This is a genomic window from Paenibacillus sp. EB106-06-01-XG199 (genome assembly GCF_058791575.1).
The window spans coordinates 1-19628 of sequence record NZ_JBYTDQ010000023.1 but is presented as its reverse complement, the minus strand read 5'-3'; the positions used below and the strand labels follow the sequence as shown (position 1 = coordinate 19628).

23 protein-coding genes are annotated in these 19628 nt (G+C 45.9%); 19 read left to right on the top strand and 4 right to left on the bottom strand.

Annotated elements, in window-relative coordinates:
- From AC3WT9_RS34245 to AC3WT9_RS34200, 10 genes are all read left to right on the top strand, one after another.
- Entirely contained in the window at positions 1 to 1131 is a 1131-nt protein-coding gene (locus tag AC3WT9_RS34245) for a baseplate assembly protein (protein ID WP_341379916.1), read from the top strand.
- A complete protein-coding gene (locus tag AC3WT9_RS34240) occupies positions 1124 to 1675 on the top strand; it encodes a phage tail protein I (RefSeq protein ID WP_341379915.1) in 552 nt (183 codons plus the stop codon). The genes AC3WT9_RS34245 and AC3WT9_RS34240 overlap by 8 nt, the downstream gene beginning before the upstream one ends.
- 12 nt (positions 1676 to 1687) lie before the next feature.
- Positions 1688 to 5155 (top strand): phage tail-collar fiber domain-containing protein, encoded by a 3468-nt coding sequence (locus tag AC3WT9_RS34235; protein ID WP_445935363.1) that lies wholly within the window; start codon positions 1688 to 1690, stop codon positions 5153 to 5155.
- Positions 5156 to 5159: 4 nt separating this feature from the next.
- Positions 5160 to 6113, top strand: coding sequence for a hypothetical protein (locus tag AC3WT9_RS34230; protein WP_341379914.1), 954 nt, complete (start codon positions 5160 to 5162; stop codon positions 6111 to 6113).
- Positions 6114 to 6136: 23 nt separating this feature from the next.
- Positions 6137 to 6601 carry a hypothetical protein gene (locus tag AC3WT9_RS34225; RefSeq protein ID WP_341379913.1) on the top strand — a complete coding sequence of 155 codons (465 nt, stop codon included), beginning with the start codon at positions 6137 to 6139 and terminating at the stop codon, positions 6599 to 6601.
- Positions 6598 to 6705 (top strand): CD1375 family protein, encoded by a 108-nt coding sequence (locus AC3WT9_RS34220; protein WP_341379911.1) that lies wholly within the window; start codon positions 6598 to 6600, stop codon positions 6703 to 6705. The genes AC3WT9_RS34225 and AC3WT9_RS34220 overlap by 4 nt, the downstream gene beginning before the upstream one ends.
- 58 nt (positions 6706 to 6763) lie before the next feature.
- Positions 6764 to 6904 carry a CD1375 family protein gene (locus tag AC3WT9_RS34215; protein WP_341379910.1) on the top strand — a complete coding sequence of 47 codons (141 nt, stop codon included), beginning with the start codon at positions 6764 to 6766 and terminating at the stop codon, positions 6902 to 6904.
- 94 nt (positions 6905 to 6998) lie between these two features.
- Positions 6999 to 7400 carry a hypothetical protein gene (locus AC3WT9_RS34210; RefSeq protein WP_492408938.1) on the top strand — a complete coding sequence of 134 codons (402 nt, stop codon included), beginning with the start codon at positions 6999 to 7001 and terminating at the stop codon, positions 7398 to 7400.
- An 11-nt stretch (positions 7401 to 7411) separates the two neighbouring features.
- Positions 7412 to 8116, top strand: coding sequence for a M15 family metallopeptidase (locus AC3WT9_RS34205; RefSeq protein ID WP_341379907.1), 705 nt, complete (start codon positions 7412 to 7414; stop codon positions 8114 to 8116).
- Entirely contained in the window at positions 8116 to 8343 is a 228-nt protein-coding gene (locus tag AC3WT9_RS34200; protein WP_341379906.1) for a phage holin, read from the top strand. Before AC3WT9_RS34205 ends, AC3WT9_RS34200 begins: the two co-directional genes overlap by 1 nt.
- A 333-nt stretch (positions 8344 to 8676) precedes the next feature.
- On the opposite strand, the gene AC3WT9_RS34195 is transcribed toward AC3WT9_RS34200, so the two are convergent.
- The gene (locus AC3WT9_RS34195) at positions 8677 to 9072 is read right to left on the bottom strand and encodes a DUF1796 family putative cysteine peptidase (RefSeq protein ID WP_341380423.1); all 396 of its coding nucleotides are present in this window, start codon (positions 9070 to 9072) and stop codon (positions 8677 to 8679) included.
- Positions 9073 to 9456: 384 nt separating this feature from the next.
- On the opposite strand from AC3WT9_RS34195, the gene AC3WT9_RS34190 reads away from it, so the two are divergent.
- The 5 genes from AC3WT9_RS34190 to AC3WT9_RS34170 all read left to right on the top strand — a co-directional run bounded on the left by AC3WT9_RS34190 (position 9457) and on the right by AC3WT9_RS34170 (position 14624).
- Positions 9457 to 10332 (top strand): glycosyltransferase, encoded by an 876-nt coding sequence (locus tag AC3WT9_RS34190; protein WP_341096598.1) that lies wholly within the window; start codon positions 9457 to 9459, stop codon positions 10330 to 10332.
- Between the two features lie 365 nt (positions 10333 to 10697).
- On the top strand, positions 10698 to 11390 hold the full coding sequence (locus tag AC3WT9_RS34185) for a phosphoadenylyl-sulfate reductase (protein ID WP_076112931.1): 693 nt from the start codon (positions 10698 to 10700) through the stop codon (positions 11388 to 11390).
- A gap of 40 nt (positions 11391 to 11430) precedes the next feature.
- On the top strand, positions 11431 to 12600 hold the full coding sequence (sat, locus tag AC3WT9_RS34180; protein WP_341379905.1) for a sulfate adenylyltransferase: 1170 nt from the start codon (positions 11431 to 11433) through the stop codon (positions 12598 to 12600).
- A gap of 78 nt (positions 12601 to 12678) precedes the next feature.
- On the top strand, positions 12679 to 13425 hold the full coding sequence (gene cwlD, locus AC3WT9_RS34175) for an N-acetylmuramoyl-L-alanine amidase CwlD (RefSeq protein WP_341096595.1): 747 nt from the start codon (positions 12679 to 12681) through the stop codon (positions 13423 to 13425).
- Between the two features lie 89 nt (positions 13426 to 13514).
- A complete protein-coding gene (locus AC3WT9_RS34170; RefSeq protein ID WP_341379904.1) occupies positions 13515 to 14624 on the top strand; it encodes an Mrp/NBP35 family ATP-binding protein in 1110 nt (369 codons plus the stop codon).
- Positions 14625 to 14685: 61 nt separating this feature from the next.
- On the opposite strand, the gene gerD is transcribed toward AC3WT9_RS34170, so the two are convergent.
- Complete coding sequence (gene gerD / locus AC3WT9_RS34165) at positions 14686 to 15378, bottom strand: spore germination lipoprotein GerD (RefSeq protein WP_341096591.1); 693 nt, start codon at positions 15376 to 15378, stop codon at positions 14686 to 14688.
- A 128-nt stretch (positions 15379 to 15506) separates the two neighbouring features.
- Between gerD and AC3WT9_RS34160 the strand changes: the two genes are divergently transcribed.
- On the top strand, positions 15507 to 16097 hold the full coding sequence (locus AC3WT9_RS34160) for a KinB-signaling pathway activation protein (protein WP_038600885.1): 591 nt from the start codon (positions 15507 to 15509) through the stop codon (positions 16095 to 16097).
- A gap of 169 nt (positions 16098 to 16266) precedes the next feature.
- Positions 16267 to 17085, top strand: a complete 819-nt coding sequence (locus AC3WT9_RS34155; protein ID WP_341379903.1) for a PPK2 family polyphosphate kinase — start codon at positions 16267 to 16269, stop codon at positions 17083 to 17085.
- A gap of 40 nt (positions 17086 to 17125) precedes the next feature.
- On the opposite strand, the gene pdaB is transcribed toward AC3WT9_RS34155, so the two are convergent.
- A complete protein-coding gene (gene pdaB, locus AC3WT9_RS34150) occupies positions 17126 to 17929 on the bottom strand; it encodes a polysaccharide deacetylase family sporulation protein PdaB (RefSeq protein ID WP_341096584.1) in 804 nt (267 codons plus the stop codon).
- 141 nt (positions 17930 to 18070) lie between these two features.
- Here pdaB and AC3WT9_RS34145 point away from each other — a divergent pair, with 141 nt between their 5' ends.
- Both AC3WT9_RS34145 and AC3WT9_RS34140 read left to right on the top strand, forming a co-directional pair.
- On the top strand, positions 18071 to 18682 hold the full coding sequence (locus AC3WT9_RS34145; RefSeq protein ID WP_341379901.1) for a stage II sporulation protein M: 612 nt from the start codon (positions 18071 to 18073) through the stop codon (positions 18680 to 18682).
- 254 nt (positions 18683 to 18936) lie between these two features.
- On the top strand, positions 18937 to 19167 hold the full coding sequence (locus AC3WT9_RS34140; RefSeq protein WP_025336637.1) for a hypothetical protein: 231 nt from the start codon (positions 18937 to 18939) through the stop codon (positions 19165 to 19167).
- Positions 19168 to 19323: 156 nt separating this feature from the next.
- Here the strand turns inward: AC3WT9_RS34140 and AC3WT9_RS34135 are convergent.
- On the bottom strand, positions 19324 to 19628 hold a 305-nt coding region (locus AC3WT9_RS34135), incomplete at its 5' end, for a hypothetical protein (RefSeq protein ID WP_492408933.1).

Here is a 19628-nt window from a genome sequence, read left to right as displayed (position 1 = left end):
TTGGTACTATATGCAGATTTGCCTGAAATACAGTTCGTGGCTGAAGAAGCTGCGGATATCCAGCGAAACGTGATTGCTATTTACGAAGGCCTAACCGGCCGAACCCTGCAGCCTGCCGATCCGGTGAGGCTGTTTTTATCTTCATTGGCTGTACTGATTGTCCAACAACGAGTGCTTATTAACCAGACGGCTAAGGGCAATTTGTTGCGGTATGCATCGGGAGTTCTGTTGGATCATATGGGTGCATTTCAGGGTTCGGAGCGTTTGCCTGCGTCTTCGGCAATCACCACGCTGCAATTTACATTGTCCATCCCTTTGTCAGCGGTCACTTCGATTCCTGCGGGTACCCGTGTCGGTATACTAGGAGGTGATGGCTCTATATATTTTGCGACAACAGAGTATGTAGAGATACCAGCCGGAGCAACCACTGGCACCGTTACAGCGATTTGCTCATCGCTCGGTGCTGGCGGCAATGGTTTCTTACCGGGGCAGATTAATGTTCTCATGGATCAATTACCGTTTGTTCAGTCTGTTATCAATTCTACAACCAGCAGTGGGGGTTCTGCAGAGGAGACGGATGAAGCCTTTCGGGATCGTATCCGGGCAGCTCCGGATTCGTATAGTACAGCTGGTCCGCAGGGGGCGTACGAGTTTTGGGCAAAATCCACATCTGCAGCAATTCTGGATGTGCATGCCTATTCCCCGGATGATGGTAAGGTGACAATAGTCCCCTTGCTTATTGGTGGACAGATTCCAGGCCAGGATATCCTTGATGCCGTCAGTGAGATATTGGATGACCGCGGCATTAGGCCATTGACGGATCAGGTGAAGGTAATTGCCCCGACACCTGTATCTTATAACACTACTGTTACCTATTACATTAGCCGCAGTCAGGCTTCGGAAGTATCTATCATTCAGGCGGCTGTAACAACCGCAATCGCTGATTATCAGCTCTGGCAAAAATCCAAGCTTGGTCGACATATCAATCCTTCTGAATTGATTGCCCGTGTCATGGAAGCGGGTGCGCTGCGCGTAGTACCGACAGCACCAGTGTATACGGCTTTGACAATGACCCAAATTGCACAGGAGGGTACGACAACAATCACCTATGGAGGTCTTGTTGATGATTAATATTCAAACGGTAAGCCTGCTCAATCTCGTCTCCTCTCCGATCCGAAACGATCCGGCTATCGCTGCCGCCGCGACTGCATTGGATAAACAACTTCAAGTAACAACGGATATGATAACATCTCTAAATATATTTAGTCGCTCGACAGAATGGACAAATGAAGAAACTGACCAATTGGCACTTCAGTACCGTCCACCCTATTATGATCCGGAATTGTCAGTGGGACAAAAGCGACTCCTAGTTAACAACGCCATTTCGTTTCACCGGCATAAAGGAACAGCTGGTGCTGTGGAAAATTTAATAAAGATTCTATTTGGGGAGGGTTCAGTTGAGGAGTGGTGGGAATACGGAGGTGATCCGTATCATTTTCGAGTGGTTACTAATAATGCGGATGTTACTACCACACGTGCACAAGAGTTTATAGAAGCCGTGAATGCAATTAAACGTCTTTCTACTGTACTGGACAGCGTCACCATATCACAAGCTGAAACACTGCCATTGTATATAGGTGGGTTTATACACGTTGGAGAACGAATTATTATATAAGGAGGGGCTTTTGTGGCAGTATTTGGTGGGATGACAATAACGACAAAAGGTATTGCACTCCAAGGCAAGGCGCAGGCGGGAGCTGCACTTAACTACACGCGTATTGCAGTCGGAGATGGAACACTTAGTGGGCAGTCTATTTCCGCGCTAAATGGGCTAATTTCTCAAAAAAAGAATTTGCCGATTACAAGACTGAAGACTCAACTGCCTAATAAGGCGGTAATTGGAGCGGTTTTATCAAATGCAGAAATTACAACGGGCTTTTATTTTAGAGAGGTCGGGGTTTTCGCACAAGATCCGGATGTAGGAGAAATTCTTTATGCTTACGCCAACTCTGGCGTAACAGCAGATTATATTGCTCCAGCCGATAGTACTGACGTCATAGAGAAGTCATTTGACTGTATCGTTGTAGTCGGCACTGCAGCAAACATAACGGCAGTAATCGATGAATCGCTGGTTTATGCTTTACGGTCTGATCTGGATGCTGTAGCAGCAACAAAGGTGGACAAGCTGGGAGGAAAACAGCTAAGCACTGAAGATTATACCACTAATGAAAAGGCTAAGCTTGCTGGGATTACAGCGGGTGCCGGTGGCACAGGAACAGCATCGGACACTGTTATCGGGAATCGGACGATAAGTGACAGCACCGCACCAACTGGTGAAACTGGCACGCTGACCACTTTGCTGGGCTGGCTGGCTAATACGATTAAGGGAATCACAGGTAAATCCTCTTGGCGGGCAGCGCCAGCTACAACCTTAGAGGCAGCAAAAGTCCACGCGGATGATGCAACCCGCCACATCACTGCTGCAGAGCGAACAACCTGGAATGCCAAGGAGACAACTAGTGGAGCACAGTCTAAGGCTGATGCAGCCAAAGACGCAGCTATCAATGCAGCTGCTCAGGATGCGACAAGTAAGGCTGATGCAGCAGAATCAGCGGCAAAGAATGCTTCAATTCCGACGACCCAAAAGGGCGCGGCTGGTGGTGTCGCAGCATTAGATGATGCTCAATTTGTAACAGGTAAGGGATTAAAGCTTACAGAAAATTATAAACAGCAAGTTTTTAATTTTGCATTTGCTGATGGCGTAACCAACCAAAAAGTAAACCTTATTTTTACGCAAGCTTTGGGTACTTTTGAGCTAACTATAGGATCGACATTCTATAACCTGAACGCAATGGGAAAGTTAACTAAGCGGTATGATGGTATATGGCCAGTTGATGGTGCTGTTCATGAATCAACCATGGCTTATACAGAAGTAACTGGATTTTTGAAAAATGTTATCTCTATGGGAGATCCTGTATGGGATAGCGTATCAAAATATTGGAAAATACCTATCGAAGCAAAAGGCATTGCAGGTAATTCATTTTCTTTATTAGTAACATCATTAAGTGGAACTGGGGCGACAAGATTTACACTATCAGAAGTATATACAGCATATCCTCCTACCTTACCGGTGCCTGTACAAACAATACCAGATGATACAATGACACAAAGTGGATATCTGATTCAAAAGCATCGATTAACAACCCCACAAGGAACAGCAGTTAACCTTCCTTCTGAATATAACTTGAATGACCTAACAATAAACGGTTTCTTCGATGGAGAAAAGTTTATAAATGCTCCGAACAACATGACAAATTGGTTATACATTGAATCATATGTTCATTCAAACAATCAGTGGGATTACAGACTGCAGCGCGCGACTGTATTGGGTGGATCATCGTATCAAGCTAATACGTTTGAACGTGTTCAGCAAGATGGAACATGGGGAACGTGGGTTGAAATAGCGGGAGATACCATATTCAAAATCAATGGGATTGTAAATAAGGATTACAACCAATTCACTAAACCAGGAACGTACCAAATTTATGGTGAAATACCCCCAAACGCACCAGCATTTACGGCCCCTTGGGGTATTCTTAATGTTTATGTGGGAAGTAACAATTACATTGTCCAAGAAGCCACACAAACAACTGCACCATTCGGTAAATGGCATAGAGCACGTACTGAAACAGAATGGGGTCCGTGGAAAAGGGAACTTAATGATACGGATGCTAGTTACTTTGCTAAAGCAGGGAATATTGTTACATTCGGCGGAACGAACACGGGCATAACAACTGCTGAATTTATAACGATGCTTAAAAGTATGGGAGCACACTCCTCCATTGGTGGGTATTGGGTTGGTCGGGGCGATTGGTCTTATGGTACTAATGCCTATATTACTGACTCTGGATTTGGTTCAATACACCTTGCGGGAGCGGTGGTGGAAGTTATTGGTTACCTTGACGGTGATATGTATACAATCCGCATCACTACTCCACCAACAAGCGGAGTTGATCAAAAAACCATTAATAGTGAGTTTACCTATGTGAGCAACGGTCCGCAATACTCTCCAGGATGGAGGAGAGATTGGAACGGCCACAACGACGACCCACTTTATAAAGCGAGAGAAACTATTCCAGGTGCTTCCAATCTTAATAACTATCTAATTAACGGAGCATACGTCCTAAACGTCGAGGGTGGAGCATATCTGAATGGTCCTCCAGCTGGATATTATCTATTAAATATTCACGCTGCGAATGAGGGGTTTGTAATTCAAGAGGCAATAAACATATTTGGAACAGCTAAGTATTTTCGGGGCCGGACAAACGCAGGTGTGTGGTCAGCTTGGAAAAAAACAATAACTGATGCTGATGGTACAGCAGATAGCAATCCAAACACATTAGTAAAACGAAATGCCGATGGTAACTTTGCAGTAGGAAGCGCTATTTACTTTGGAGATAATGACGGCATCACATACGACGATTCATCTAATGCCATGTATGTACGACTCGACGGTAACAATTATGGACTCTACCACCAAGGCAACGACACAAATCTAATGGTAACCAGAACATTGCCCGGAACAAATCTAGACCTCGTTATTACTCCAGGAACCTATTTCTTGGGAGCAAGCAGCACATACACAAACGGACCGGGGTTAGATTGGTGCTTGATGAATGTATATCGCAATGACGTAGGGTACATTGTGCAAGAAGTAACCGGAGTTGGAATGGTTGGCAAGAGATACAGAACTCGTGCAGAAACTGGCTGGTGGAATGCGTGGATGACGTTCGCAGTCGCAGATGCAACAGGTGGAAAGTATGGCGGGTTGACCACTACACGCTCTAGCGTAACTGATGTGCAGGTAGGCCCCGGCGGGGATAATACGAGCATTATTGCAGCATGGACTCCTACGGCAAAAGCTAATTATACTGTGAAAATCTACATGAAAGTTCAACAGGGTTGCAGCATAATAGTACAAGTAGTAAGCGCAGAAGGTACAGACACTGTTTTACCTTATCAATTCTGTCCTGCAGATACTTATCGTTTTGTCCCCATATTCTTTGTTGCTGCACCAGGAACGACTATACAGGTTGTCGTCGGAGCGAGTGCGTCAAATGCCGTTTATGTATCTGCAGTTATAGAGGAGGCATAAGTATATGCGATTAGTAACACCGGGGAACACCACCCCGGATAAAGTTTTAAGTGGAGACAAGTTCAATTCAGGAATAAATTATGGAGCTATAGGGACAATGCCTTTAAAAAGTAGTTCAAATGGAGATGCAGGATCGAGTGCGAACCATCACAATCATAAGGGGATAGAAGCTCATCCCGGCGTTTTGTACGTACGTCCAGTTGCCCCTACAGACCCGACTACAGCTTTCCAAGGTGATGTGTGGATTAGAGTTCCAGAAGCAAACCTTAACCCTGCATATTGGCGATCTGATGTAACTATGTTTGGTCTTCAAGGGACAATTCCAGTTCGCGGAGCGGGGGGAACTGTAACGCCTGGGCCTACGGCGCAAACAAAACCAGCGGGATATTGGTCCACTGATATTACAGTAGCTGGCGTATCCGTTCCAGCGGGAGCCGTGTTAGTGGGGAATACAATAGCTGGGACTGCTGGGACAATGCCAAACAGAAGTGCGCAAAATATCCATTTGCCTGCAAATGAATCTACAGTTTGGTCTGGTGATAGGGTATTTTTGCAGCCCCCACTGGGATACTACGACGGGTCCACATGGGTTACTGCAGCCGCACCACAGTTTGTTGCTTCTAATATTCGCAATGGGGTTACTATCCTTGGGCTTACGGGAAATATGGTAGAAGGAAAAAGATATGCAACTGGTTCGGTGGCGGCGCCTGGAAGTTCGTTAACTATAAATGGTTTAGGTTTCGATCCGTATATAGTAACTGTGGGATATTACTCTGCGGGTGATTACTATGTACAATCAGGCATTAATGGCAGATGGTTGTGGGCGGCGTTTCAGAGCGTTCCCGGCGGGTCTTGGAAGTACGGCGGGTATGGTGAAGATGCATGGACAAACAATGGTTTCACATTGAGTAGTATTACTGGTGCATCGCTTCTTGTCTGGCAAGCGTGGGAAACGTAATTATATTGAGAGGATGATTTTTTATGAAAATTGGAGCTAAAATTTATTACGAAAAAGCGACAGGAAATGTAATTCTTAATACTGGTGAAAGAGCAGGTGCTGTTGTTGAGACAACGCGCGAGCAAGATTTTACGTCTTTTAAGGTCCTTAGTGAGCGCGTAGAGGAAACAGTAGGGTTGATTGAATTAGAGTATGGTCAATATGCTACTGAGTTTTTAGAATCAAGAGGAAGAATTCGTGTAAATCCAGAAACCGAAGAACTGGAGTTTTTTTACGGTCCCCTTGATCCAGTAGAAACACCAGTCTACCAAAAGCCCTTAACTGAGCAACTCAAGGACCTGACAACAGAGCTATCCAGCACACAGATGGCTCTCGCTGATAATTACGAGCAACTGCTCTCAGCACAAAAAGAGGCTGTAAGTGCGCAATTGGCCTTAACCGAACTGTACGAACTGGTGTTACCCCTGACTGGAGGTGCTAGTAAATGACACAAGTATATGCAAGCCTGATCCGTAAGGGACTTAAAAAGCTGGAACAAGTACCAGCTGTAATCCGCGAGGATGTTGCCGCGCTGCTTGGCGATAATGCGTAACTGGTTGGCAGGGCTGCTGGTGTCCGGCGGTCTACCTCTCATGAAAGGAGGTGACACAATGTCTATTATTTATGCCTTGTTGATTATTAAGGGGCTGAAAACTTATGCTCAAGTGCCAGCCAAACTGCAGCCGGAGGTTAAGACCTACCTGGCAGCGTCTGATCTGGATGAAAACGGAGAACCATTACCAGCTAAATAAATTAAAGGATGCGCCCAATGAGGCGTTTTTATTTTGCCGTCGGAGTGATCCGGGGGCTCATTTTATACAACGACTAGATAAAGGGGTACATCATATGGCAGACGCGGGTGCAGATGTAAGGGGAGGGGTTGAGGATGTAATGCCATTACAACAACGTCTTGAAGAAGTGGAATCGGGATTGAATACTCTGACTAGTGAGTTTGCCCGAATAGCTGCCGAAAATGTTACGGCAAACACTAAGCTGCGGTTACTGGAAGAGAATGACCATCGTCATGATGAAAGTATTAAGGAGATTAAAAGTTCGACCATCAAAATGGAGATTCAGTTCAGTGCAATCATGGCTAAGTTCGACAGCCTCGAAAGCAAAATTTTCTCGCTGCTTCAACAAGCAAACAAGGACAGTGGGGCAGAGCGGAAACTTTGGATGGACATGATTAAATACATTGTTTTGATTGCTCTTGGAGCAGCGGCAGGTAATCAATTTTTAGGGAAATAAGGAGTGATGTGATGCTTACATTAGAGCAGGTAAAACTCAAATCCCATAAACGTCTAATCGGGCTGCATCCTGTTGTTGTGGCGGCAACGTTGGCTCTCATTGAGCGGAGTTACGCCCGGGGAGTTAATATAGTCATTACCCAAGGGCTCCGGACCATTGAAGAGCAGAATGCCCTGTACGCTCAGGGTCGTACGAAGCCAGGGGCTATTGTGACCAATGCCAAGGGGGGCACGAGTTACCACAACTTTGGACTTGCAGTCGACTTTGCGTTGCTCTTGCCAGATGGAAAACAGGTATCTTGGGACTTGAAACGCGATAGTGATGCAGATGGAATGGGAGATTGGACAGAGGTGGTGCAGGGGGCCAAATTGCTCGGGCTAGAGTGGGGCGGCGATTTTGTCTCCATTAAAGATGCACCACACTTCCAAATGACCTTAGGTCTTACAACCTCACAGTTACATGCCGGCAAGGAACCAACAGCATCTCAGGTGGCAGCGGCATATATCAAAATTGGTAAATGTACAAAGGAGGATTCAGAAGTGAAGAAAGATGTAATCGTATCAGTAATCGTGGATGGCCAGAAGGTGGCTGACGGTGTAGCGGACGAAGGGGTAACCTATACGCCAGCAAGAGCCATAGCAGAGGCTCTGGGAGCTACGGTGTCGTATGATGCCAAGAACAAAATAGTGACAATCAATAGTAAGGAGGCCAAATAGTGAGAAACAAATGGAGAAACTATGGATTATGGGTATCCTTGACGGCAGCAGTACTGTTGGGGGTGCAGACCGTTGGTATGATCTTTGACGTGCAATTCACACCGGAGAAATTTGACGAAGTAATGGCAGCAGTAAATGCTGTGCTCGGCGTGCTGGTGGTGCTGGGGATCGTGAGTAATCCAGAGGCTGGGAAAGGGTATGCGGATAATAAGTGGAAAATTCGATAGGTTATAAACGATCACGCCCTACCACGGAAGCGGCGGGGTAAGATTTCGCTAGGGGAGTAGATGTGTGTAACTCTGATTAATGGAGAGTTTCTTTGATGACTATATATTTCGACCTAATTCACAACCAAACTAATCGGAATTCATCGGAACTCTTGAAAAGAAACTTCCTATTATATGTGACTATCTGAACTAATCGGAACTAATCGTCGTGCTCCACAGTTCTCGAAACGTTAATATCTCTTGTTTTTCAAGGATATCAAGCCTCTGGCCTTTATGGCCAGGGGCTTTTATTTTTGCCATAATGACAGCTGTGACCATAGCAATGACTTGTTTTTATCTAACACTAAAGCCATGCAATATGGATCTCCAGAGTTGATCATTATCATGGAACATGTCCGGGACTTCTGGGATTTGTAAGGCGCAAACATTGTTAAAAGGCCAAGGCGTTTCGATAATTCCATATACAGGTGCATGATTAATAACAAGCAGGTTAAATGTTCCTTTAACCATTCCGTTTAACACATCCAGCAGTTCAGCGGTTTCATGTATTGTGGCTTCGGTGCGAATAAATAATACCTTGTCAGCGTCCATGAGGGTCTGGAGGAATCGCGGGATGCGGCGCTGTAGTTTTTCTTTTAATTCTGGATAGCTGACAAGCTGTTCCGGTGTATTTTCAATCAGTGGAAAATCATGATGAGAAAAAGCATGGTACGCTGCATCCCTAACAATAAAACATTCCGCCTCCCGTAATACTAAGATTAGGAAATTTCATGAAATGGGCGAACCGATTTCGCAATAGATTGCTTACACCTGCCAAAACGGGGGGTCTCCACCCAATCAATCACCCCACCTACTTTTCGCAATAGAGTGCGGGATAATTGATCTGCAGCGAGGCAGTTATGTCCTAAACTGAATATAACGTCATAGGTACCCTTAATCTCATTCAATATCATACGGATCCCCTTGGATAATTTACTATATAAAATTAATCACAGGAGAAAAGCGTTTGGACGATCATACTTATTTCATTTGAAACAGGCACTTACTCATATCGAGACAAGACATGGCCTCATAATCTATAAAGGGTTAAGTATAGTTGAGGCGGTGTGAGTAATGGTGAAAATATCGGTTTTGTTGCCCGTATACAACTCATCACTTTATATTGAGGAGTCAATTCAGAGTATCCTTCAGCAATCGTATCCTGATTTTGAACTACTGATTATAGATGATGGGTCTGTTGATGGAACCTTGGGAAGAATAAAGGGTATTCATGACAGCCGTATAAAGGTGATTTCTCATGCCGTAAACATCGGGCTTATCAGAACATTGAACGAAGGCCTTTCGTTATGTACGGGTGAATATATTGCCCGAATGGATGGGGATGACATCGCTTTGCCGCATCGTTTCGAACGTCAAGTGGCCTTTATGGATGCGAATCCGCATATAGGGGTTTGCGGTAGCCAAGCAGAATATATCGGCATAGCCGGGACTACAGTTAAACCACTAATTCATGACGAAATAAGGTGTTGGCAGTTTTTTCACTGTACGTTTGTGCATCCTACTGTCATGCTTAGAAAATCCATTCTGGATAATCATGGAGTGAAATATTGGGATTACCCTCATGCGGAGGATTTTGAGCTGTGGAACCGCTTGGGAGAGGTAACCCAATTGATCAATCTGCCTGAAGTGCTGCTAAAGTACAGGGTGCATACTAACCAGATATCTTACGTCCATGAAGCTATGCAAGAACAGATAGCTGAGAGGATCATCAGGCAACAATTTGGGCAAATCGGGCTCAATCCCACCTATGAGGAGTATCAGCTGCATAGGGATTTCTGCCATTTTAGGATTCAGGTTCATGATTTCAATCAATACAACAGAGCATTAGCATGGGCTCATAAAATCTTGGAGGCGAATAATCGAGTCCAAAAATACAACCATGAGGTTTTAAATTCGGTATTATCTCAATGCTTTACCCTCTCTCAATAAGCTTGCTGCGGTTTTCTTTAGACTGGTATTACTCCGGTCGTAAAACACCCGTTAACTACGTGAACAATGCTCTATTAGCGCATTAACGAGTTGGTGGGTTTTAAAGTAGAAGTTGTGGTTTGATAATTCACAGTTCCTGACTATATATTCTCCTTATTACAGCATGTCTCTCGGTTTTTAGGGATATCAAGCCTCGAGCCTTTATGGCCAGGGGCTTTTGGCTTTTTATGCCGCTATAAATACTATAAAATGCATTGACTTCCTCAGAGAAAGTTATATACTATTCCGTATAAGAATAGTTGGAATTGTCGTCATAAGTTCAGCATTATCTTTAAGCTGCATAACTAGGATGGAGGAATACCGTAATGAATCTGCTTGAGAAAGAAGATTTGATTAAAGTTAAGGCCGAGGAACTGGAAAATGCTTCACCTGAAGAGATAATTCGGTGGGCAGTAGAAACTTTCCCTAACATCACCTTTGCCTGCAGTTTCGGAGCTGAAGATGTAGTGCTTGTTGATATGCTGCAGAAGGTTAGTCCGTCAACGGATGTTTTTTATTTGGATACGGATTATCATTTCAAAGAAACCTATGAGACAAGAGATATTATGGCTGATAAATATGGAATGGAGTTCGTGCGTGTGTCGCCGCAGATCTCTACTCAGGAACAAGCACTTCAATACGGTGATGCGCTATGGAGTGTCGATCCTAACCAATGCTGTGCGATCCGCAAAGTAGAGCCGCTTACCCGCATTCTTTCCCAATATGATGCCTGGATTACCGGGATTCGCCGTGATCAGGCGCCGACCCGCGCCAATTCCAAAAAGGTAGAGTACGATTATAAATTCGGACTGGTTAAATTTAATCCGATTGCGCACTGGACGACTGAGGATGTATGGAATTACATCCGCGAGAACGATGTTGTGTATAATCCGCTCCATGACCGCAATTTCCCGAGCATCGGCTGCGAGCAATGCACCCGTGCTGTTATGCCTGGCGAAGATCCGCGTGCCGGAAGATGGTCCGGTTCGGAAAAAACGGAATGTGGACTGCATAAATAAGCAAGGGACGAGAAGCGAGACACAGGAGGAGAAAAATTAGATGACGTCAATACTTCCACATGGAGGAACACTGATTCAGCGTACAGTGGAGGGAGCGCAGAGAGAAGAACTGCTGCAGCAAGCTTCGGACTATAAATCAATCGCAATTAATACATGGACTATCTCTGATCTGGATTTGATTGCCGTGGGAGCCTTCTCACCGCTTACCGGCTTTTTAAATGAAGAAGATTATCATTCTGTCGTGAAAAGCATGAGACTTGCAAATGGCACCGTATGGAGTATTCCCATTACACTTGCTGTCGAAGATGAGGTGGCCTCAGGTCTGGCTGTTGGAGATACCGTGTCTTTGGTCGGTGAAGAAGATGGTGTGATTTATGGTTTGCTGGATGTACAGAGCATTTACAGCGTAGATCAGCAGCTTGAAGCACAGAACGTCTTCAGAACGACAGATCCGGAGCACCCTGGCGTCAGTAAATTGCTGGCCCGTCCGGCAACCTATGTAGGAGGACCTATAACGGTCTTGAATCGTCCGCAGCCGGAGAAGTTCGGGGAGTTCTATTTTGATCCGGTCAAGACGCGGCAAATTTTCGCTGATAAAGGCTGGAGAACGGTTGTTGGCTTTCAGACCCGAAATCCCGTTCACCGTGCACATGAGTACATTCAGAAGTGTGCTATGGAGGTTGTGGACGCTCTGTTCCTCAATCCTCTGGTCGGCGAGACTAAATCCGATGATGTGCCGGCCAATGTGCGGATGAAGAGTTATCTGGCACTGCTGGAGAATTACTACCCGGCAGACCGTACATTCCTTGGAGTATTCCCGGCAGCTATGCGTTACGCGGGTCCAAGAGAAGCGATATTCCATGCCATGGTCCGCAAAAATTACGGCTGCACCCATTTCATCGTGGGCCGTGACCATGCCGGTGTAGGTGACTACTATGGAACTTACGAAGCACAAGAGATTTTTTCCAACTTTACTGCTGAGGAGTTGGGGATTACACCGCTATTTTTTGAGCACAGCTTTTTCTGCATCAAATGCGGAAATATGGCCTCCAGCAAGACCTGCCCTCATCCGGGTGATCAGCATCTGACACTATCCGGTACGAAGGTGCGTGCGCTGCTGCGGGATGGCCAGTGCCCGCCTCCGGAATTTACGCGGCCTGAGGTTGCGCAAATTTTGATTGAGGGAATGTCTCAGGAAGTTAACGCCTAAATACGAAGAGCCAGTACTATTTGGCCCTCTTGTCCCATATAGATGAGTAAAATCTATCGGGACGAGGGGGTCTTTGTTATGTCTGGCCGAAAGCAGCGGAAAGTCTCGGTCTGGATCTCATGGAACAGTATAAAAAAAAGCATGCTGGGCGCAGTGCTGCTTGCTGTGATGATCGGCATCATTGCCTATGATATGCCTACCGCCAAAACGCTGAACTATTGGAGCCTGCCATTGTCCGGTAAGATTATAGCCATCGATGCAGGCCATGGCGGACCTGACGGAGGGGCAGTCAGCCGTGAGGGACTGATTGAGAAGGATATTAACCTCGCGGTCTCACTGTATCTGCGGGATTATTTGCAGCAGGCGGGGGCGATTGTAGTTATGACGCGTGAAGGTGATTATGACCTGGCCCAGGAGGGCACCAAAGGATATTCCAAGCGCAAGACAGAGGATCTGAAGCAAAGGGTAAGGACTATTGAAGAGAAGGGCGCGGACCTCTTTATCAGCGTGCATATGAACAGTGTCCCTTCCGGCCGCTGGAGCGGAGCGCAAACCTTCTATTATCCCAACAACGAAGGGAATAAAGCGTTAGCGGGCTTTGTACAGGATGAACTCAGGGCTACGCTGGAGAATACCGATCGTGTAGCTAAAACTGTGAATACAGTGTTTCTGTTAAAAGCATTGAAAATGCCGGCTGTACTTGTGGAGGTAGGTTTTCTGTCACATCCGCAGGAGTCGGCTTTGCTTGGAGATGATGTCTATCAGCGGAAGGTGGCAACGAGCATTTACCGCGGGATTATGCGGTATGCTTCAGAGCAGCAGTGAGGAGGGACTACTCATCCGCAGAGGGGGAATGCTATAATAGACAAAAATACCGGAACCTTACCCGTCCGGAAGGAACAGAGGTGCTTTCCATGCTGACCAGGGAACAAATTCAGGAACTATTGCAGTCGCTTACAGACCCGGAATCCGGAAAAAGCCTTGTGGAGCTGCAGTTGATTCGCGATATTATGATTAAGGAAGACCGCATATCCTTATCGCTTGTATGTCTGGACCAAGATGAGAAGAGCCGTATGGAGTTGGAGCAGCAGGTGCGTGATCTGCTTACAGCGGGCGGAGCCGGCAATGTACATATCCGGCTGCGTGATGCCACCGACTATGAGCGCTCTATCTTGCGCGGAGAGAGCGTGGACGATAAGCCGGAAGATCATCAAGGGGACAAGCTTAAAGGGCATGCAGCCGGTCTTGAGGGCCATGAGCTGATTGGTGAGAACTCCGGCGTGAACTTCATCGCTATCGCCAGCGGTAAGGGCGGGGTCGGCAAATCAACCGTGACGGTAAATCTGGCAGTGGCACTCGCCCGAAAAGGGAAGAAGGTCGGATTGATTGATGCTGATATCTATGGCTTTAGTATTCCGGACATGATGGGGATTGAAGAGGGGCCGATTGTCGAAGAAGGCACAATTATACCTGTAGAACGTTTCGGAGTGAAGGTCATGTCCATGGGCTTTTTCATCCGTGAGAATAGTCCTGTCATCTGGAGAGGACCCATGCTTGGCAAGATGCTCCGCCAGTTCTTCAGCGACGTAGGTTGGGGAGAGCTTGACTACATGCTGCTTGACTTGCCTCCAGGTACGGGTGATGTGGCGCTGGATGTGCATCAGATGCTGCCGCACAGCAAGGAAATTATCGTAACTACGCCCCATGCAACAGCAGCCTTTGTAGCGGCCAGAGCAGGATCAATGGCTTTGCAGACAGAGCATGAGATTCTTGGGGTCATTGAGAATATGGCCTACTATGAATGCTCGGAATGCGGCAAAAAGGACTATATTTTCGGCCGCGGCGGCGGGGCGAGACTAGCAGAGACACTGCATACGGAGCTGCTGGCCCAGATTCCGCTTGGCGCACCGGATAATCATATCTCCGAACCGGATTTCTCACCGTCTGTATATAAACCCGAAACAGCCACCGCACAGCTGTTTGCGGAGATTGCCGATAAATTGATTGCGAAGTATGAGCAGTAATTCAAATTGGCATTAAAAAGAGGCCGTCCCAATTCTAAGTGGGACAAGGCCTCTTTTTATTTTAGGAACCGGAATCATCGCCGCCTTCTTGCTTCTGGCTGTCCCCGCCGCTTCCTTGATCGCCGCCTCCTTTTTCCTGACCTTTCTTTTCAACCTTCGGCTGAAGTTCATCCTGGACTACCGTTTTAAGCAAACCAAGCACTTCCATGCGGAATAGAGGATTCTGCATCGCTTCCTGCATAATGGTCATGGATTGCTTCCGGTAATCCGAAGTTTTAGTAAGGTCTAGGAACATTTTCATCATTTCGGGCGACTTCATGATCTCTTCAATTGATTTTTGATACGTTGGATCTTTGATCAACTGAAGATGCAGCTCCTTGCTCTGGGTATTGATCGCTTTAGCAAATTCACCGGCAAATTGCGGATCGGTCATGATTTTTTCAATTTCTTTTTGATACTCAGGAGCTGTAATTGTGTCTTTAACGGCAATCCGGATTTGTTCCGTCGTTTGGAGCGGCATCATTTTCATGCTCAACCCGCCGCCGCCTCCTTCGGAGCCGGAGCTTGGACTGGAGAGTGCCTCCTCTACGGCTTTCTTTCCATCATCGCTTTTTAATATATCAACAACCATGGTCTTCATTTCCTTGTATCCCATCTGCCCGGAAGATGAACTGCTCTGTTCTCCTCCGCAGGCTGTTAAAGCCATAATTAAGCTTAAAGCCAGGCCTCCGGCCCATAAACTCCTCCATTTCATTGGCGCTGCCCCTCCTTTGTAGGATTCCTGACTGTAGTATGCCGCGCGGACACACATTTATGTTGCTGTATAATGGTTTTTTGACGGTAAGCTTGGTAAAATAAATCTGACACGGGGAGGTGAACTGGCTGAGTATAAAGAAATGGTTTTATTTGTTCTGGACCACGCTTCTGATCGGTGCGGGCGGAGCGGTAGTAGCTGGACTTGCACTGCAGGCTGTGAATGGCCGTATCGAGTTCAAAAGCACTGCCGATCTTTTCATTTACCCCCTGATCCTTTTTGGCTATGGCATGCTTGTCAGCGTTTACTCGCAGCTCGGCTTCTTTGCGTATCTGATTCTCAACTATATGGGAACAGGTGTGTTTCGGCGGAAGGTCTGGCAGTACATACAACTGGTGCTGGCTGTGCTTGCCCTGCTTGAGCTGATCTTCCTGCGAACCTTTGTAGGGGGAGAACGAAACGTCGTCTCTGATTTGATTCTGGGCATCGTTATATTGCTTACAGCCATTATTGTGTCCTATTTTAAAGTACGAAGCACGAATAGTTCAGCCTGGATTCCGACATTTTTCTTTATGACAGCCATCACGATAGTGGAGACGATTGGTGTACTCCGCATAGGAGTGGACAGCGCTACCGTATTTATTGTAATTCCGCTTATTGCAAGCAATGCATTCCAAATTCTGATGCTGCACCGTATTCTGAAACCAAGAACAGGATAATTATGACAATACAAAGAACCCCGTTCTCCAGATGAGAAGCAGGGTTCTTTGTGATTCCTCCAGCCGGCGATTAAAATCAGGAGGAGGAGGTTAATCTTAAAGACATACTACATATTTTAAAGATGCGGCTGGGCTGTTCATGCTCACAAAACTTTGAGGAGGGGAATATATGAACATCAAGCGCTATATGATAAAAGACACAAACGAAACGCTCCTGAGCAAGCTTGATCCGAACGAAAGCGGCGACTTAACCAAGGAGGAAGCCGAGGTCAAAATGAAGGAGCTTAAAGAACGTCTCACCGAGCTGCAGGATATTCTATTTGCCCAGAAAAAGCATTCCCTGCTTGTCATCCTGCAAGGGATGGACTCCAGCGGGAAAGACGGCACCGTAAAGCATATTTTCTCCGGAATCAACCCTCAGGGTTTTATCGTCACCAGCTTTAAAAAACCGTCTCTTGAGGAAGAAGCCCATGATTTCCTTTGGAGAGTGCACATGAAGACGCCGCCCAAGGGCTATATTGCCGCATTCAACCGCTCGCATTATGAAGATGTCTTGGTTCCCCGCGTGCACGGCAGTCTGCAAAAAGATGAGATGAAACGCCGGTTTCGTTATATCCGCCAGTTTGAAGAAATGCTGGTGGAGGAAGGAACAACGATCATCAAACTCTTTTTGCATATCTCAAAGGAGAAGCAGCTTGAGAAAATTCAGGAGCGGCTGCAGGACCCGGCGAAACATTGGAAGTTTGACGCCAGTGACCTGCAGGAGCGGGAATATTGGGATGATTATCAGGAGGCTTATCAAGATGTATTTAAAGAAAGCAGTTCAAAAAGCGCGCCCTGGTATTGGATTCCGGCCAATCGCCGCTGGTACCGCAATTATCTCGCATTAGCCATTGTGGTGAAGACGCTGGAAGGGCTGGATTTAAGTTATCCGAAGCTGAACACTCCAACGCCCGATATATCAGAGCTGATATCACCACGCCATTAAAAATTACAGATGAAGCAGGATAGAGTGGCGGCGGGTTAGCCTACATTCCGGCAGCGTCTTCTATTCCATCGTCCAACCAAGCGGAATCACGTACTTCCTGACCCTCAGCGCTGCCTTGGTTGATTAACTCGGACACGGTAACAAATTCGTAGCCCTGGCTGCGCAGCTTGTCAATGATAAGCGGAAGAGCCTCGTGAGTTTGTTTACAGGAATCGCTGGCATGCAAAAGCACAATATCTCCGGGATGAGCCTTTGTCGTTACTCGATTTACGATATTGTCTACACCGATGTTCTTCCAGTCTAAAGAATCGGTATCCCACTGAATAACCTTATAACCCAGGTCGCTGGCCACCTGAAGCACTCTTTTGTCGAAATCACCGTTTGGCATGCGGATCAGATTCGGTTCCTTGCCAGTCAATTCGGTAAGCACAGTATGTGCTGTCGAAATTTGGGTGCGGATTTCCTCGTTGCTCAGCGCGCTGTAGTTTACATGCTTGTGACCATGGCTGCCAATCTCATATCCTGAATCTTTAATGCTTGTTACAATTTCCGGATGAGTCTTGCTCCAGGGTGACGACAGGAAGAAGGTGGCTTTATCCACTTTTTTCTCTTCCAGCACCTTAAGGATCGGTTCGGGCCTTTTTTCTCCCCAGCTAATATCAAAAGTTAAAGCGATCAGCTTCTTCTCCGTCGGCACGCTGTATATCGCAGAAGGGGCCGTTTCGGAAAAAACGGTAATGTTGCCCCTCTCGACATAAACGACACCGGCGGCAAGAAGCGCAGCGGCAAAAATGTAAATGAACCGTTTTATCTTCTTGCCGCTGAATACATAAAAAGAATTCATACTGACAGCGCTCCTCTCCTATGCGAAATGCTTGTTTGTTCTAAATGTATGCTCGTACCCACCGCTTATGACCTCCTCTAGGACAGAAATCATAGTTAAGGCTTTTTAAGCGGGTGACGTCAAAACTTCCAGGAGGTGTCTATGCTATCCTTTTTTACGTTTGCCAAAGATTTAACCACGATCCGCAAAGCCTTAATACTGGCAGCCATTCTATTCATCGCAGGGGGCATGATTGGCTGGATAGGCACCGGCGCTATGCAAAAATTGATTGAACAGCAGCTGCAGGGTCTCAGTAATATTAGTAAAGATCTAAAAGAGTCCGACTATCCACAGTGGAGTTTTTTCAAATTTATATTTTTAAACAATAGCATCAAGAGTGTGTTCATTATTTTCCTCGGTGCCTTCTTTGGAATACTGCCTGCAATTTTTCTGCTCATCAACGGTGCGGTCATCGGATATTTAATCCACTTGTCGGTGCTTCAGGAACAGGATTTGTTTACGCTTATCGTTAAGGGGCTACTACCGCACGGGATCATTGAAATTCCGGCAATCATTATCGCCTGTGCTTTTGGATTGCAGTTCGGCGGTAAAATATTCGCAGGTATATTCGGTACAGCCGCTAATAAAGAAAAGCGGAGCAACGCTTGGCCAGTCTTTATGAAGCAAACATTAACGGCATCGGTGTGGATTGTGATCCTTTTATTGATCGCAGCAATAATTGAAAGCACGATTACATTTTCACTTTTATCATAAAAAACCCGGGAATTGAGCATAACATTAAAGCCATTCGATTTTGGGGTTTCCTGACAACCGGTGCTATGTATTTGCGGCAAGACCATAGAGGTGATTTTTTCGTAATTATGGTTATAGATATTGCGCTCCGGTTAATCTAGTGTAAACGGATAAACAGGTACAGCTTCCCGTCATCCATGGACTATCTTCTATCACACAAGCAGCGGCAATTGAAGTTTCTGTAAAGATTAAATTTCATGAAGGAGGCCAAGCATATGTTGGGAATGTTGTTCAACGAGAAGGAGTGTAAGGAGCTGGACTATGTTTTGCGTAAAGAGCTTGATGAGATGCTTCTGGATTTAAGTGATCAACGCTTGGACCAAAATATCAGGCATGCCATTGCCAATCGATATAAAACAGTATTTCGTATGTACGCACGTTTTGCTCCTCAGAAAGAGCTGTCTAAGTATGCGTGGGGCGGCCGGTCATCCCAATTTAAACATTGAAATTAGAGGGCTGCTACTTAGGATTTAATCGCTTGTCCATGAAATTAACTAAATAGGTTGACTAAAAGGGAGCCGCTATGATACATTATATCTCGCGCTCCTTTTCTATGTATTGAAAAGCAGCTGCAGGCTAGGAAAAACGAAAAAAACTTTTTTTCAAAAAAAGACTTGCCAAAATGATAAACACTGTGATATATTATAAAGGTCGCCGCTGAGACGCGGTGAAGAGTTAAAAAAGAGACATTGATCTTTGAAAACTGAACAACGAGTGAGTGGGGAATCACGCAAGTGAGATCCAAAACTGATGAGTTTCATAGCGTATTTATACGCTTTAGAAATTTCATCGTGAGAATGTAAATTCTCGTCAGATGTTTCAAATTGAGCAATCGCTCTTTCTAAATACCAATTTGGAGAGTTTGATCCTGGCTCAGGACGAACGCTGGCGGCGTGCCTAATACATG

Bases quoted from the DNA above. Each gene is read 5' to 3' on its own strand.
- AC3WT9_RS34185 (WP_076112931.1), top strand. From the start codon at position 10,698: ATGAATCTGCTTGAGAAAGAAGATTTGATTAAAGTTAAGGCCGAGGAA.
- gerD (WP_341096591.1), bottom strand. From the start codon at position 15,378: ATGAAATGGAGGAGTTTATGGGCCGGAGGCCTGGCTTTAAGCTTAATT.
- cwlD (WP_341096595.1), top strand. From the start codon at position 12,679: ATGTCTGGCCGAAAGCAGCGGAAAGTCTCGGTCTGGATCTCATGGAAC.
- AC3WT9_RS34170 (WP_341379904.1), top strand. From the start codon at position 13,515: ATGCTGACCAGGGAACAAATTCAGGAACTATTGCAGTCGCTTACAGAC.
- AC3WT9_RS34215 (WP_341379910.1), top strand. From the start codon at position 6,764: ATGTCTATTATTTATGCCTTGTTGATTATTAAGGGGCTGAAAACTTAT.
- AC3WT9_RS34155 (WP_341379903.1), top strand. From the start codon at position 16,267: ATGAACATCAAGCGCTATATGATAAAAGACACAAACGAAACGCTCCTG.
- sat (WP_341379905.1), top strand. From the start codon at position 11,431: ATGACGTCAATACTTCCACATGGAGGAACACTGATTCAGCGTACAGTG.
- AC3WT9_RS34145 (WP_341379901.1), top strand. From the start codon at position 18,071: ATGCTATCCTTTTTTACGTTTGCCAAAGATTTAACCACGATCCGCAAA.
- AC3WT9_RS34190 (WP_341096598.1), top strand. From the start codon at position 9,457: ATGGTGAAAATATCGGTTTTGTTGCCCGTATACAACTCATCACTTTAT.
- pdaB (WP_341096584.1), bottom strand. From the start codon at position 17,929: ATGAATTCTTTTTATGTATTCAGCGGCAAGAAGATAAAACGGTTCATT.
- AC3WT9_RS34140 (WP_025336637.1), top strand. From the start codon at position 18,937: ATGTTGGGAATGTTGTTCAACGAGAAGGAGTGTAAGGAGCTGGACTAT.
- AC3WT9_RS34240 (WP_341379915.1), top strand. From the start codon at position 1,124: ATGATTAATATTCAAACGGTAAGCCTGCTCAATCTCGTCTCCTCTCCG.
- AC3WT9_RS34205 (WP_341379907.1), top strand. From the start codon at position 7,412: ATGCTTACATTAGAGCAGGTAAAACTCAAATCCCATAAACGTCTAATC.
- AC3WT9_RS34225 (WP_341379913.1), top strand. From the start codon at position 6,137: ATGAAAATTGGAGCTAAAATTTATTACGAAAAAGCGACAGGAAATGTA.
- AC3WT9_RS34220 (WP_341379911.1), top strand. From the start codon at position 6,598: ATGACACAAGTATATGCAAGCCTGATCCGTAAGGGACTTAAAAAGCTG.
- AC3WT9_RS34230 (WP_341379914.1), top strand. From the start codon at position 5,160: ATGCGATTAGTAACACCGGGGAACACCACCCCGGATAAAGTTTTAAGT.
- AC3WT9_RS34210 (WP_492408938.1), top strand. From the start codon at position 6,999: ATGGCAGACGCGGGTGCAGATGTAAGGGGAGGGGTTGAGGATGTAATG.